This window comes from Marinobacter excellens LAMA 842 (assembly GCF_001574445.1).
GTDB lineage: Bacteria > Pseudomonadota > Gammaproteobacteria > Pseudomonadales > Oleiphilaceae > Marinobacter > Marinobacter shengliensis.
In genome coordinates, this window is record NZ_LOCO01000004.1 from 239917 (window position 1) to 253347 (window position 13431).

At 59.2% G+C, this 13431-nt stretch carries 13 protein-coding genes; 4 read left to right on the forward strand and 9 right to left on the reverse strand.

Going from position 1 to position 13431, the window contains the following annotated elements; translation table 11 throughout:
• The first annotated feature begins 17 nt into the window (after positions 1-17).
• A complete protein-coding gene (locus J122_RS05965) occupies positions 18-911 on the forward strand; it encodes an alpha/beta hydrolase (protein WP_061331623.1) in 894 nt (297 codons plus the stop codon).
• Here J122_RS05965 and J122_RS05970 read toward each other — a convergent pair.
• Genes J122_RS05970 through J122_RS05985 form a run of 4 tightly spaced genes read right to left on the reverse strand, consistent with a single transcriptional unit; the run spans position 889 to position 4912 of the window.
• Positions 889-1167, reverse strand: coding sequence for a GIY-YIG nuclease family protein (locus J122_RS05970; protein WP_061331624.1), 279 nt, complete (start codon positions 1165-1167; stop codon positions 889-891). The genes J122_RS05965 and J122_RS05970 overlap by 23 nt on opposite strands.
• On the reverse strand, positions 1160-2065 hold the full coding sequence (locus tag J122_RS05975) for a DMT family transporter (RefSeq protein WP_061331625.1): 906 nt from the start codon (positions 2063-2065) through the stop codon (positions 1160-1162). Before J122_RS05975 ends, J122_RS05970 begins: the two co-directional genes overlap by 8 nt.
• Positions 2058-3443: a sigma-54-dependent transcriptional regulator gene (locus tag J122_RS05980; protein ID WP_061331626.1), complete on the reverse strand. Its 1386-nt coding sequence runs from the start codon at positions 3441-3443 to the stop codon at positions 2058-2060. The genes J122_RS05975 and J122_RS05980 overlap by 8 nt, the downstream gene beginning before the upstream one ends.
• The gene (locus J122_RS05985; RefSeq protein WP_061331627.1) at positions 3440-4912 is read right to left on the reverse strand and encodes an ATP-binding protein; all 1473 of its coding nucleotides are present in this window, start codon (positions 4910-4912) and stop codon (positions 3440-3442) included. The genes J122_RS05980 and J122_RS05985 overlap by 4 nt, the downstream gene beginning before the upstream one ends.
• Before the next feature lie 220 nt (positions 4913-5132).
• Between J122_RS05985 and J122_RS05990 the strand changes: the two genes are divergently transcribed.
• Together J122_RS05990 and dctP are read left to right on the forward strand one after the other, a co-directional pair.
• Complete coding sequence (locus tag J122_RS05990) at positions 5133-5513, forward strand: DUF4168 domain-containing protein (RefSeq protein WP_061331628.1); 381 nt, start codon at positions 5133-5135, stop codon at positions 5511-5513.
• A 172-nt stretch (positions 5514-5685) separates the two neighbouring features.
• Positions 5686-6741 (forward strand): TRAP transporter substrate-binding protein DctP, encoded by a 1056-nt coding sequence (gene dctP / locus J122_RS05995; protein ID WP_061331629.1) that lies wholly within the window; start codon positions 5686-5688, stop codon positions 6739-6741.
• Between the two features lie 14 nt (positions 6742-6755).
• Here dctP and J122_RS06000 read toward each other — a convergent pair whose 3' ends face one another.
• The 3 genes from J122_RS06000 to J122_RS06010 are packed head-to-tail and all read right to left on the reverse strand — an operon-like array spanning position 6756 to position 9638.
• Positions 6756-7559 carry a mechanosensitive ion channel family protein gene (locus J122_RS06000; RefSeq protein WP_061331630.1) on the reverse strand — a complete coding sequence of 268 codons (804 nt, stop codon included), beginning with the start codon at positions 7557-7559 and terminating at the stop codon, positions 6756-6758.
• A 9-nt stretch (positions 7560-7568) separates the two neighbouring features.
• Positions 7569-8780, reverse strand: coding sequence for a hypothetical protein (locus J122_RS06005; RefSeq protein ID WP_061331631.1), 1212 nt, complete (start codon positions 8778-8780; stop codon positions 7569-7571).
• An 18-nt stretch (positions 8781-8798) separates the two neighbouring features.
• Positions 8799-9638 carry a 23S rRNA (adenine(2030)-N(6))-methyltransferase RlmJ gene (locus J122_RS06010; RefSeq protein ID WP_061331632.1) on the reverse strand — a complete coding sequence of 280 codons (840 nt, stop codon included), beginning with the start codon at positions 9636-9638 and terminating at the stop codon, positions 8799-8801.
• Positions 9639-9795: 157 nt separating this feature from the next.
• Between J122_RS06010 and J122_RS06015 the strand changes: the two genes are divergently transcribed.
• Positions 9796-11109: a hypothetical protein gene (locus J122_RS06015; protein ID WP_061331633.1), complete on the forward strand. Its 1314-nt coding sequence runs from the start codon at positions 9796-9798 to the stop codon at positions 11107-11109.
• Between the two features lie 8 nt (positions 11110-11117).
• On the opposite strand, the gene J122_RS06020 is transcribed toward J122_RS06015, so the two are convergent.
• Together J122_RS06020 and J122_RS06025 are read right to left on the reverse strand one after the other, a co-directional pair.
• Complete coding sequence (locus tag J122_RS06020; protein WP_061331634.1) at positions 11118-11486, reverse strand: DUF4870 family protein; 369 nt, start codon at positions 11484-11486, stop codon at positions 11118-11120.
• 42 nt (positions 11487-11528) lie between these two features.
• The gene (locus J122_RS06025; RefSeq protein ID WP_061331635.1) at positions 11529-13169 is read right to left on the reverse strand and encodes a methyl-accepting chemotaxis protein; all 1641 of its coding nucleotides are present in this window, start codon (positions 13167-13169) and stop codon (positions 11529-11531) included.
• Positions 13170-13431: the final 262 nt, after the last annotated feature.

Sequence of the window (13431 nt, forward strand, 5' to 3'; positions counted from 1 at the left end):
CACGAGGGAGAACACAGATGTTCCAGCCGCTTCTTGAAGCCGGGCTGCGCCAGACAATGCAGCGCTTGGTCCGCCCGATGCTCTCGAATGCTGTACCCCTGAAACTGCAACGCCAGTTGATTCGCCAGGCCTATCGGTCGTCTGTGCCTCCGCGCGGCGCCCGATTTGTCCGAGACGACCTGGGCGACGTTCCCGTGTTACGAACCACGGCAACAGCAACGCCATCCGGAACGATCCTCTACCTCCACGGCGGCGGCTACATTATTGGCTCTGCAAGCACCCATCGGGGTATCACCGGGCACCTGGCCAAGCTGTCCGGGTGCGAAGTGATTACCCCCGATTACCACCTGGCTCCGGAACATCCGTTCCCGGCAGCTCTGGACGATGCCGAATCCGTTTACCTGGCGCTGATCAGCCAGGGCCTGTCGGCCAATAGCCTTGCCTTGGCCGGTGATTCCGCCGGCGGCGGATTATCCATCGCTCTGGCGATGAAGCTGCGTGACCACAAACACCCGCTGCCCTCCTCAATCACCTGTTTCTCGCCCTGGGTTGATCTCAGCCAGGGCGCGCTCTATCAGCCGGAGCGCGAGCCGGTGTTGCAGGAAAGCTGGACCGCCAACGCCGCCCGAATGTACGCCGGCGACACACCGCTGACCACGCCACTGATATCGCCGGTGTATGGCCAGTTGGATAACTTGCCGCCGTTACTGATCCAGGTTGGCAGCGAGGAAATTCTACTGAACGATGCTACCCGGCTGGCAGATATCGCCAAGCGAGATGGCGTAGCAACCCGGCTGGAGATCTACAATAACCTGTGGCACGTGTTTCAGGTCCATTGCGGCCAACTGGACCGCGCCACCGAGGCCGTGCAGGTTGCCGCCGACCATGTCAGGACCCATCTGGCAAGCTGAGAGCACCTCTGATAAGCGCTTCTTTACGGGCTTTGGACCAGCGTTTGACCTGCCATTCCAGTTGCGAGGCCCGGCTACGGTTTCCGACCGATGCCTGGAATGCCAGGGTCAAAGGCCCTTTGCCTCGCAGGCTGCGGGCCCCCTTAGGGGCCCCGGCCTGATGCTCTGAGAAGCGGCGTTCCACGTCTGTGGTAATGCCGGTATACAGGCTGCCGGTTCTGGTGCGAACTAGGTAGAGGTACCAGCCCTCACCCATGGTCGAGCCCCCGCTGCCGAACCCGAACCTTCTGCTGCTGCAACCACAACCCGGCCATGATCAGCGTCAGCCCAACGTAGGTAGACGGCATGATGGTTTCGCCGAGAATGAAGTAGATAAACACCAATGACAGAAACGGTGAGATGAAGATCAGGTTGCTGACCTTCGCCGTGTTCTCAGCCTTTTTCATAGCCTGGGACCAGAGCACAAAGGCGATTCCCATCTCGAACACACCCACATAGACCGCCGCGGTCAGGGATCGGCCCAGCGGCAGTTCGAGCCCCACCGTGTACCAGCACGCCAGGGTTATGAACGGCAAGCCAAACAGGAAATTCAGGAACAGGCCAACCACAGGGTCACGGGTGTCGCGGGTGGCAATAATCCAGTAGCTGGCCCACACCAGGGTGCTACCCAACGCGAAGGCGACGCCCAGCGGATCTGAAAAGCTGAGGCTGGTGACCGCGCCCCGGGTAGCAATGACCACCACGCCGGCATAGCAAACCAGACCAGCCAGGATGTCGATGCGGCGCAGTTTCTGGCCCAGAAAAGGCACCGAAAGATAAGCAAGCACCAACGCCCAGGTATAGTTGAGAGGCTGCGCTTCCTGCGCCGGCAGGCGGTCAAAGGCGCCGAACAGGAAGAAATAGTACAGGCACGGGTTGATCAGACCCATCCCGACAGACTGCAGGTACTGCCGCCGGGAAAGTTCAAATACCAGATGCCAACGGCCCTGGGCCATCAGGATTCCACCCATGACCAATACTGAAGCGGCGCAAGCCACCAGCAACATCTGCACCGGAGCCAGCTCGGCCAGGGCCAGTTTGAAGGCGGTTGCCACAGTGGACCACAGCAACACGGTTGCCAGGCCATAGAGCATGGCCTGCTTCTGATTAGTCATTTGCCGGTCCTGTTTCGGTTTCCAGCCAGCGGTAAAGCGTCCGCCGGTTGATACCCAGAATCTGGGCTGCCCGACGCTTGTTACCATCCACCGCCGCCATCACCCGGCGCACATAGTCCTGCTGTAAGGCCTCCAGCGTTGGCCACTCTGACAGATTGACCGAACCCGGTGCCGCCAAAGGCTGGGGAGAGACCCCCTGACGCTTTCGGATGCGCTCCGGCAAATGCTCCGGTTGAATGGTATCGCCCTCGCAGAAGGTAACCGCCCGCTCAACGGCACTGGACAACTCCCGAACGTTACCAGGGAACGGATAGTCCCGAAGCACTCGAAGGGTCACATCACTGAGTTTGATAAACCCCCGGTTGTGGCGGCGGCAGGCTTCCTTGAGGAAATGCATGGCCAGCAATTCAACATCCTCACCCCGTTCCCGAAGTGGCGGAATACCGAGAGACAGGGTTTCCAGGCGATAGTACAGATCCTCCCGGAACTCCCCCTGCTCCACCGCCTTCATAAGATCAACGTGGGTGGCGGCGAGAATCCGCACATCCACGGTTTCCTCATGATCAGAGCCGACCGGCTTGATGGAGCCTTCCTGAAGCACCCGTAGCAGCTTGGCCTGCAGAGCCAGGGGCATCTCACCAATCTCGTCCAGCAACAAGGTGCCACCACTGGCTTCCGCAAACAGCCCCTTGCGCCCCTGTCTGGCGCCGGTAAAGGCGCCGGCTTCATGGCCAAAGAATTCACTTTCCATCAGGTCCGGCGGAATGCCCGCACAGTTTACGGCCAGGAACGCCTGCCCGGCCCGATCACTCTGCTGGTGCACTGCCCGGGCCACCAGCTCCTTGCCGGTCCCGCTTTCACCGTTGATCAGAACCGCCGCCTGGCTACGGGCCACCTGCCGGATTTCGGTGCGCAAGCGCGCCATGGCCGGACTGTCGCCCACCAGGCCCAGGTTATTTCCACCATTCTGACTGGCCTGAATCTCCGCCAACTGCCGGTTGATGTCCGCCTGGGCCAACAGCCGCTTTATCTTGAGCCTCAGGTGGTCCGTCGAAAGGGGCTTGGTCAGAAAATCATCGGCACCGGCTTTCAGTGCATCCACCGCCTGATCGACCGTGCCAAAGGCGGTAATCACGATAAAGGGAATGCCCGGATGCTCTGCCTGCTGAAACGACAGCACCTGCAGGCCGTCGCCATCCGGCAGTCGCAGGTCCGAGACGATCAGGCTTGGCCGTTGTTCCCGCAGCTGCTGCCGGGCCTCATCAACGGTCCCGGCCCGGAGCATGGTGTAACCGTCCATCTCCAGCTCTTCGGCCAGCAACTGGCCCAGGCTCTGGTCATCCTCAACCAGTAATATGGTTGCTACCGAATCACTCATACGCCGGTCTCCCTGGGAAAATACAGACTCATTCGACACCCGCCCAGGCTACTCTCCTCCACACCCACACGACCTCCATGTTCCTTTATGACGCTGTTCACAACGGCCAGCCCCAGGCCGGTGCCCTCGCCAGCAGGGCGGGTACTGTAGAAGGGCTCGAAGATCTTGTCCCTATCCTCAGGCGCAATACCCGGCCCGTCATCCTCTATCCGGATTTCCCAGCAATCATCGGACTGATGGGCCGTTACCCTTAGCCGGCTGCGGGCAGACTGGCAGCCATTACGGATAACATTCAGGCAGGCGAGGCCAACCCGTAGCGGCTCAGCCCGGGTGGGCATGGACTGATCAATGCCTTGGGTCTCAAGCTGACAACGACTGCACCGTTCGTCTTCGGATGCGCGGGCCAGAACGTCTCGCAGAACATCAGACAGGTCCAGTGGTCGCCTGGAGTCTGGCACGTGCCGGAAACAGTCCAGTAATTGCTGAATGATGGTGGTCATCCGCTGCACCTGGTGCTCAATATCCTTAAGGTGCCGCTGTTGATCGTCCGGCAGCCCCGCCCTGGCGAGTATCCGGGCACGGCCCTGAATCACATTCAGCGGCGCCCCCAACTCATGGGCAACCCCGCCGGCGACGCGGCCGATCATGGCCACCTTCTCCTGGTACTCCAGTTGTTCGGCCAGCGCTCTTTCCCGGGCAATCCGGTCTTCGATCTCGGCCTCGGCATCGCCCATGCGCCGGCCCATATCCCGAATACCCCGATGAATCTGTCGCAACTCCCGAGGGCCGGCCGCAGGGGTCGCCAGAAGCCAACGGCCAGGCGCCAGTTTATCCATGTTCTCCATCAATCCATTCACGTGGCGCCCCACAGTACGGTAATGCCCCAGCACCACCACCAGGATGATGGTCATAGCCAGTACAGACCAGATCCCCACCGCCCACCAGCGGCTGGAGGCCACCAGGTCGTGGAAGTCACTGCGCTGTCGCGTCACCTGTAGCAGGCCCTGAATACGGCCGTCTTCGCCGACCAGTGGCGTAAACTGCGAAAACACCGATTCGCCATCAACCCGCCGGAAAGCACCGCCCAGCTCGCCACTGGCGATGACCCGCTCGGCACTCACGCTGTTGGTGACGTCAGAATCCGCCACCCCAAGGCTCGCCACCCGGTTACCTTCTTCATCAAACACGGACGCCCCGGAAATGCGGCCAATCTGGAAGATGGATTTAAGGGATTCCCCAAGCACCAGTTCGTCTTTCTCCACAAGGGCATTGGACAGCGGGCCGCTGACCGCCCTGGCAACCAGCTCAAGGTCTTCGCGAAGGCGCTCATTCAATGCTTTTTCGACCGCGCCCAGGCCGATGTATATCGCAATACCACTGAACATCAGCAGCGGAACCACGATGCTCAGAACCAGCGTCAACTGCAGCGAGCGAAACAGGTCACCAATACGGCGGCCAAGGGAAGCCATGAGCGATTCCTATGTAGAAGTGTCACAGCATTTGTGCCACATGTGGCATTTCGCCACAACCAGAATTACCCGAACGTAATGCTAATACAATCACAAACTACTGTTTTTATTGATTTTATACTTATTTTTGGAAGTTGGCACAGCACTTGTTATGTCTTTGGCGTGTTTCACAAATCGGCGGAACATCCCGGATGCCCGCCAAACCTCAAGGAGCTTGTTTATGAATAAACTGCTGATTTCCATTACCGCTTCCATGGCCATGCTCGCGGCTGCACCTGCCATTGCCCAGCAAGATGCTCAGCAAGGCGCTGAATACGCAGACCCAGCGGCTCAAAATGCTCAGGACGCTAACTACAGCGATTCCGATCTGCAGCAGTTCGTGGAAGCACAATCTGGTGTGATGGAAGTTCGTGAGGACTACATCGCAAAGATTGAAGCTGCGGATTCCCAGCAAGAAGCCCAGGAACTGCAAATGGAAGCCAACGACAAGATGGTGGGTGTGATCGAGGAAGTCGGTATGGACATCCCGACTTACAACGCCATTGCAACGGCCTACAGCAGCGACCCGGAAGTACGTAATCGCGTTGACTCCATGATGTAAGCGAACCCTGCAACTCGGTTCGTCCTTCAGCCCCGCTTCAAGCGGGGCTTTTTATTGTGTGCCCCGGTTATATTACGGCCTATCCGGATCTGCCAGTGGCTTCATCTTGTGATACCTTTCTGTGAGGAATAACGAACTGCTTTTCATTTTTCCGGGCCGGAGTCCGACCGTTATGATCAAAACACCCATCCGCCCCTGGCTTGCACTGGCAGCCTGCTCCCTGATGCTCTCCGGATGTTCCGACGACCCGGCGCCCGGTGATCAGGGCAGCCTGCAACCCATCTCGGAGAAATACCCGATCACCTGGCGCTTTGCCCTCGAAGAGATTGAAGGCAGCGTACAACATCAGTATGCAGAGGCATTCCGCTCCCACATTGAGGATATTTCTGACGGCCTTATCGAAGTAGACGTCTTTCCTTACGGGTCTCTGGGTACATCCACCCAGCTCACGGAACTGGCCCGCAATGGCTCAGTGAACCTGGCCTTTGCCTCACCCGGCCACCTGGCCGACACGGTTCCGGAATCTGGCATTTTCAACCTGCACTTTCTTATGCCCGAGCAACCGGAAGCCGCACGCCAGTTGTTGGAAGATCCGGAGCTGATTTCACAGTTTCAGCAACCCTACCAGCAAACCGGCTTGCACCTCCTGGGCTTTATTCCGGAAGGCTGGATGACCTGGACCGCCAATCAGCCCCTGCGCTCGCCAGACGACTTCCAGGGCCTGCGCATCCGTACGATGACGTCAAACATGGCTGCCGAGGCTTACCGTGCGTACGGGGCGGAGCCGGTTCAGACGCCCTATTCCCAAGTCTACAGTGACCTTCAGCTACGCAAGATCGACGGCCAGACCAACCCGGTGTTTGCCATTGAGGAAATGGACTTCCACGAGGTGCAGACCACCCTCACCATGGCCCGGGCTTCTTATTTTGTCGCCTCTATCGTCTCGAACCAGCAATGGTACAACGACCTGCCCGACCGGGAACGCACCTGGCTGAACGATGCGGTGCGGGATCTGGCGGGGTTCGCCTGGGAAAGCCAGGAAACGCTCAACCAGCAGCGCCTGGAAAGTATGGTGGAAGCCGGTGGTATACAGGTAGTTCTGCTGGATGACGAGGAGCGGGAACGATTCCGTCAGGCCAGCCTGCCGGTACGGGACAAATACCTCGAACAGACCGGCGAAACCGGCATGGCCCTGCTGAAATTTGTGGATGAATGGACACAGCCCTAGCGCTCCATGGAGCTCTAGTCTGCGCCTGTCACCCGTTTTGATACCATCCGAACGCCTTCCCGGGCACAGACATCGGCCGCTCTTGCAGTCAGATCCGAGATAAACCGGCTTTGCTCCCTGGGCTCCAGTGGATATGCTTTGAGGCGATAGCGCATCGCATCGTCGGTGGCGGAAACGGTCACGATCACCGGCTGATAGGTTTTGGTCAACGGGCAGGTAAATACCACGTCCCGAAACAGGTGCTGCATTCGCGCCACGTTGTGGTTCGGCTCCAGGTGCAGCTCTGCCACGCACATCAGGTTGTCGGTGCCGTCATTGCCGTTCGCCAGCAAAGTATTCCACAGCAGGCTGTGGGGAATCACGATCACGGTATCATCCAGGGTGACAATCTCCGCTGCCCGCGTACCGATAGACCTCACCTCACCGTAACGACCGTTCACCTCAATCCAGTCCCCCGGGCGATAAGGCATCTCATAGAGGGTCACAATGCCCGCGATCAGACTGTTGGCGTAATCCTTGAAGGCAAACCCCAGCGCCAGGCCCAGGGCCCCGAAAATTGCCACCATGTTCTCAAAAGACGGCTCCACCAGGATGGGCACTACCGTCACGATGGCCAGCACAATAATCAGTAACCGCAGCAGCGGTACTGACGCCAGCAGGTAAAGCCTGAGTTTGCCCCCGAGCTTGCCGGCGAGGGCCGGGAGCAGCTTCTGCACCAGCATGATCACTAACGATGCCAGTATCACCACCATCAATGCATTCAGCAACGCGTCAGTAGTGATCGAAGCAAATGTCTCCTTGAAACCGAAATCGCCCATCGAGATCTCCTAGAAACCATCCACGGGATAGCCCCGGGCCTGAAGGTTCTTGCGAACGGCGGAGTACCCCAGTGGGGTGACCCGATACACATCCGATTCAGGTGCTCGGCCAACCAGCTCGGACCGGATTAGCCGGTCCAGAGTCAAGGCAATATCCTGTTTCTGTAGCCCGGTCACCAATGCCACCTGCTCGGTATCAAGGCCGTCGTGCAACAGCAAGGCATGCAGAATGTGGCTCGGCTGTCGCCCGGCACTCGCAGGCACCGAGGGCAGGCTGATCTGATCCAGCGGGGCAACCCAGCACCGACGCCCGGCCAGCCGGACAACTTCCTTGCCCGAGTCTTCATCGTCTCTCTCGGGCCGGGCCCGCAAGGTACGTTGCCAGATGGCGAGCGCCACACCCCGGTTGCCCCGAGCAAGGGTTGCCAGGTCCTGGTTAAAGCTGCTGTATTTCAGGTCAAAGTCCTGCCCGGGTGCCGGCAGAACATACAACCCATCGCGGGTCATTCTGGCAGTAACCTGCTGCTCTCCCTTGCCGGACGCCAGGTAATCCAGCCACCGGGTCAATTGCTCACCAGTCAGCGGCGCCAGGGTGTAAGGTGCCAGGCTGAGCTCCGGTGAATACTGGCGCCAGAACTGCCAGCACCAGCTGGAACAGCCAACCATCCCGTTGCCGGCCTGATCCAGCGCAATGCGGGCAAAGAGTTCCCGGAGCAGGTTCAGCCCGGCTGGGTGCCTGAGCCAAAAATCCGCCAGTTCCGGAATCACCCAGTCGCCGCCGGACAGTTGTTCGTCCCACCAGGCGCCAGCGTCCTGCGCTGTCATCAACAGGTTATCCGGGGGTGTCAGCACTCTCCGGGACAGGCAGCGCAGGGCTTCCTTCACCCCGGAAAACGGAGGCGCCACCACAAAGTTCACCTCGCGATGGCTGGCTCCGTCACGATGTAGCTGATCGAACTGGTCCACCAATACCTGCGCCAGCAATGCGGCATCCGGTTCCGGTGCAAATTCCTTCAGCCGATCCCCAGACAGCATCGGCAGATCATCCAGGCTCTGGAATGCCTGCTCCTCCGGACTGATACCGGCTCTCAACTGGTCAAGAATGTCCCGAAAGGCGCCGCGGATGGTTTTCTGAACCGAGGTCTCAGGGGTTTTCCATTGGTCCAGCGTAATTAGTCCGCCAGGCAGATAAGGATGGTCTTCAACAACGTCATTCGCCAATGCGATACTCCCGCCAGATTATTCCGGAACCAGCCAGCTCAGGGACTGAGATAAGCCAAGCCCTGCGTCGCCCTGCACATCATCCATCATAGCCACGAAGCGTTGTTCAAAGCCCCAGGGCGGATTCACCACCAACAAACCTGAACCGACCATGCCGCGCTCCGGCGGTTGATCCAGCCGCACCTCATGGCGCAGGATCTTGCGCACGTCGCCTTTTTCCAGCTCGCTGATCAGGCGCTGCTCCAATCCGCTGGTCAGGATGGGATACCAGATAAGATAGACCCCGTGACGGCATTTTTTCCATGCCTTGTGCAAAGTATCAGAAACCTGCTGGTAATCGTCTTTGATCTCATAGGAGGGATCTATCAGGGTCAGCAGTCTTGGCTGGGGCGGAGGCAACTGTCGGACCAGCCCTGCCAGTCCATCCTGCTGCAGCACCCGGATACCGGCATCACGGGCCCAGATTTCCAGGGCTCGCCCCTCGGACGGGTGCAGTTCAAAGGCCGTCACGGAATCACCAGGGCGGGCAAATTCCGCAAACCAGGCGGGAGAACCGGGATAATGGGCCAGGGTTTCACCAGCACCATTATGACGTGCCAACACCTCCAGCATCGGGCGCCAGTCCGTTGACGCCAGCCTCTGGCGCATGGCCCACAATCGCTGGATACCGCTGTCGGCCTCCGCCGTTTTCCTGGCCCGGTCGCTGGCCAGATCGTACATCGCACTGCCGGCGTGGGTATCAAAACAGGCAATCGGGGTCTTTTTCGCCTGCATCATGGCCAGCGCCAGCGTGAGGGCAGCGTGTTTTTGCACATCGGCAAAGTTGCCAGCGTGAAAGGCGTGAAGGTAACTCAGCATATCGGGCTCCTGATCTCAGGCGCCCATTAAGCATCACCTGCCGGGCCCAGGCAACCCTGCTGGAAGCCCGCAGCGTGGCACTTGCACCCTCCAAGCCGGTGATCAGGCACCCGGCAACCTGCTATGCTTGCGCTCTTGTGAAATAAGGAGAACAACCTTGCCTGGCCAGAGTAACGCCCCCGTTGACCAGCTGTATGCCCTCATCGCTAACGAAGAAGACGCCAGGGTCTGCAAAGACATTCCCGAAGAAGCTTGCCGGGAGGTACCCAGGAATTTCTTTCTGATTCTTGCGGCCAATGTTTTGACCAAGCTCGGCGACCTTCTGATCAGCCCGAAAACCGTTCTGGCGTGGATGATGAGCGCCGTCGGCGCCCCTGCCCTGGTGGCCTGGCTGGTGCCGATACGGGAATCCGGTTCCATGGTGCCTCAAATGGTGATTGCCGCCTGGGTTCGGCGCAAGGCGGTGCGGAAGTGGTTCTGGACACTGGGTAGCTTCGGGCAGTCAGTCAGCGTGGTTGGTATGGCCGCCAGCGTCTGGTTTCTGGAAGGTTATGCTGCCGGCCTGGGCATCATTGCAGGGTTAGTGGTGTTTTCCCTGGCCCGGGGCTTTTGCTCGGTGGCCATGAAAGACGTTCAGGGCAAGTGCATCCCGAAAACCCGTCGGGGCCGGTTGTCTGGCCTTGCCACCACCATTGGCGGCTCCCTGACGGTCGCCATGACCGCTCTGCTGTTCTGGGATCGTGGCGATCCAACCCTCGGGTTCTACAGCCTGCTTCTGCTGCTCGCAGCCGCGCTGTGGATCATCGCCGGTGTTCTGTTCGCCAGTGTCGAAGAATTCCCCGGTGAAACCGGCGGTGGCAGTAACGCCATGACCGAAGCCATCCAGAGCCTGTCGCTGTTGAAAGACGACGCGCCGTTCCGGCACTTTGTGGTTACTCGGGCGCTGCTGCTTTGCTCTGCCCTGGCGTCGCCCTATTTTGTGGTGCTGGCGCAGAAGCAATCGGATGTCGGCTGGATGCTTGGGGTGTTTCTGTTGGCCAGTAGCCTGGCCAGCTCGGTCAGTGCCAGTTTCTGGGGCTGGGCGGCGGATACCTCAAGCCGGCGGGTCATCATACGGGGCGCAGCCATGGCCAGCGCCGTCTGCCTGTTGGTGGGCTTCAGTGCCTTGATCTTCGGGCCGGGTGTCGGTGGTGCCTGGTTCTACCCCGCCGCATTCTTTGTTCTGAGCATCGCCCATGCCGGTGTGCGCCTGGGGCGTAAAACCTACCTGGTGGATATGGCCGGAGGCAACAAACGCACAGATTATACCGCCGTCAGCAATACGGTGATCGGGGTTCTGCTGCTGGTAACCGGGGGGCTTACCGCCGCGCTGTCGCTGATTTCAGACATCGCGGTGATTATCGTGCTGGGGCTGATGGGCTTTACCGGAATGGTCAGCGCCCTGCGCCTGAAAGAGGTCACCGAAGACTGAGCGTCCCGTTACTCGGGTGCCTTGCCGTCGTTCAGCGCCAGGGCGCCTTTAACAATGCGATAGATCACCCAGATGGCCATCCCCAGAAGGATAAACCAGCCAATAATAACCATCAGAGTAATGGTGCCGATCACCAGCCACAGCAGGCCAATCCAGAAGGTGCGGATCTGCCAGCGAAAATGGGGCTCAATCCAGGTGCCACGCACCTCATCCATCTTGACGTAGTTGATGATCACCCCGACCAGCGCAGTGATCCCGCCAAGAAAGAATGCCAGTCCCTGCAGAATATAGACAATGATCGCCAGGTTGCGGGCCGCATCCGTACCCTGCGGTTTGTTCTGATCCGATTCAGCGGGAATAAACTCAGGCTCAGCCACGGGCAACTCCTTTCAACCAAACCCGCAGCATAGCAGCGAACCTCAGTGCCCGGAAGGCCGGTAACCTATCCGGAAACCACCCCAGTGCTTGCCGTTGACATAGATGGGCACCGACAGGTCATGCATGATCTCACCGGTATCGCGCCGGTAGGTTTGCAACAGCATGTCCTGAGTGTGACTGCCGCAACGAATACCGGTGCGATCATTGAACAGTCGCTTGCTCCGGCTTTTCACCAGATCCACTTCGGGGTTACCGGTGGGCGGGTGGGCAAAATCCCGATTGTGGGTTGGCACGTAGCCATCCGGGGCGCAGGCAATGGAGAAGACGATGGCATCGTGGGAATTCTTGATGCTCTCCTGCACCGCTGGCAGCACCTGGTCAGTGAAACGGTCGAAGGCGCTGCTGTATTGCTGGGGGTTGGTGTTCGGGATCGGCTCTCGCTTCTTCTCGAATAGGGCCGATTCGCTCAGTTTGCCCTGCTGAATGGCCTGCTCAAAAAGCTCACCGATCTGGGCGGCTCCCGCACGCGCCTGATCAAAGAACGATCGGTGGTAACTTTGACTACTGTTCAACGCGAACGCGGCATTGGCGTTTTCCGCCAGTTCCATCAGGGTGGCCGCCTGGCCCGCCAGAGAAGCCACACTACTGTCACTTTCAGCAATATGATCTCGCACCGATTCAATGACAGAGAACACCTGTTCCAGACTCTGCTCATTGGCCTGGTCAATCTCTGCAATACGGGCAACCTGCTGCTGCACCCGGTCGGATTGGTCGCGAATCAGATCCAGCTGCGCGCCAACACTTTCAACGGATGTCAGCCCCTGCTCCACGGAGCGGGCCAGGTCCTCAATTCGGGCAACGATCAGGGAAGTATCGCCCTGGATTTCTTCCAGGGTTTCCGCCACTTCGCTGGTCGCTTGTGCAGTGCGCCCCGCCAGCTGTCGAACCTCATCCGCCACCACGGCAAAGCCCCGGCCCTGATCACCGGCCCGCGCTGCTTCTATAGCGGCGTTCAGGGCCAGCAGGTTGGTCTGCTCAGCAATGCCCTGGATGGTAGAGGTAACGCCCTGGATCTTGGTGGACTTTTCGTTCAGGGCCTGAATCAGGCTGAGATTCTCGCCCGACTGCTGATGCACAATCCGGACACTTTCAATAGCGGAAACCAGCGCCTGGCGCCCCTCAACGCTGACTTCCCGGTTCTGCAACGCCATGGTGGCGGCGTTGGTGGCCTGTTCGGACGACTCACGAACAGACTCGGTTATCTTGCCGGCGTAATCGGCCATCTGGGCGGTTTCTTCCACCTGCCGGTCGAGGCGTTTTTTCACCTGATCCGCCGCGTAGGACACTTCGGCGGCGGAAATGGCGTTCTTGTCGGCACTGTCAGACAGGGTTTCCACCAGCGCCTTGCCGGCACGGGCGTCCTCCAGCAACTGCTGGCATTGGGCTCTCAGGGGGTGGCCTTCCGCAAGCGAGCCATCGTTCAGGCCGGCAATGCCTTTCTCGATCGGCTCCAGTACCCGCACAATCAGATAACCGGCGGCCACCACCAGACCAAGCACCAGGCCAATCAACATCGAGGCCGCATCCAGCCCTAACAACGGTGCCACCCACAGACAGGCAATGCCGAGCGCAACAGCAATGCCCACCCCCCAAATAATTGCAGCGCGATCGAGTAAGCCCATGGTGCCCTCTTCTTTATCATTGCGTACGCAAACATTTTGTTATTTAAGGCCAGCGTTGAGAGTAAAGAAATGATTCAGGTTAATAACTGCTACTTTAGTGGATTCTGGATGCCACTATTGACTCCCTGATCAATTTATCGGCAGATTTCCGGGAATCTGTAAATCGAGTAGGAGGGGGAGTTGCCTCCCCCGTCCTCTCACACCACCGGGCATACGGTTCCGTACCACGGCGGTTCACGGTTGGCTCTGAAGCCGAACCATC

Excerpts from the sequence above, each read along its gene's own strand:
- J122_RS05990 (WP_061331628.1), top strand. The coding sequence starts at position 5,133 with ATGAATAAACTGCTGATTTCCATTACCGCTTCCATGGCCATGCTCGCG.
- J122_RS05975 (WP_061331625.1), bottom strand. The coding sequence starts at position 2,065 with ATGACTAATCAGAAGCAGGCCATGCTCTATGGCCTGGCAACCGTGTTG.
- dctP (WP_061331629.1), top strand. The coding sequence starts at position 5,686 with ATGATCAAAACACCCATCCGCCCCTGGCTTGCACTGGCAGCCTGCTCC.
- J122_RS05965 (WP_061331623.1), top strand. The coding sequence starts at position 18 with ATGTTCCAGCCGCTTCTTGAAGCCGGGCTGCGCCAGACAATGCAGCGC.
- J122_RS05980 (WP_061331626.1), bottom strand. The coding sequence starts at position 3,443 with ATGAGTGATTCGGTAGCAACCATATTACTGGTTGAGGATGACCAGAGC.
- J122_RS06000 (WP_061331630.1), bottom strand. The coding sequence starts at position 7,559 with ATGGGCGATTTCGGTTTCAAGGAGACATTTGCTTCGATCACTACTGAC.
- J122_RS05970 (WP_061331624.1), bottom strand. The coding sequence starts at position 1,167 with ATGGGTGAGGGCTGGTACCTCTACCTAGTTCGCACCAGAACCGGCAGC.
- J122_RS06010 (WP_061331632.1), bottom strand. The coding sequence starts at position 9,638 with ATGCTGAGTTACCTTCACGCCTTTCACGCTGGCAACTTTGCCGATGTG.
- J122_RS05985 (WP_061331627.1), bottom strand. The coding sequence starts at position 4,912 with ATGGCTTCCCTTGGCCGCCGTATTGGTGACCTGTTTCGCTCGCTGCAG.
- J122_RS06025 (WP_061331635.1), bottom strand. The coding sequence starts at position 13,169 with ATGGGCTTACTCGATCGCGCTGCAATTATTTGGGGGGTGGGCATTGCT.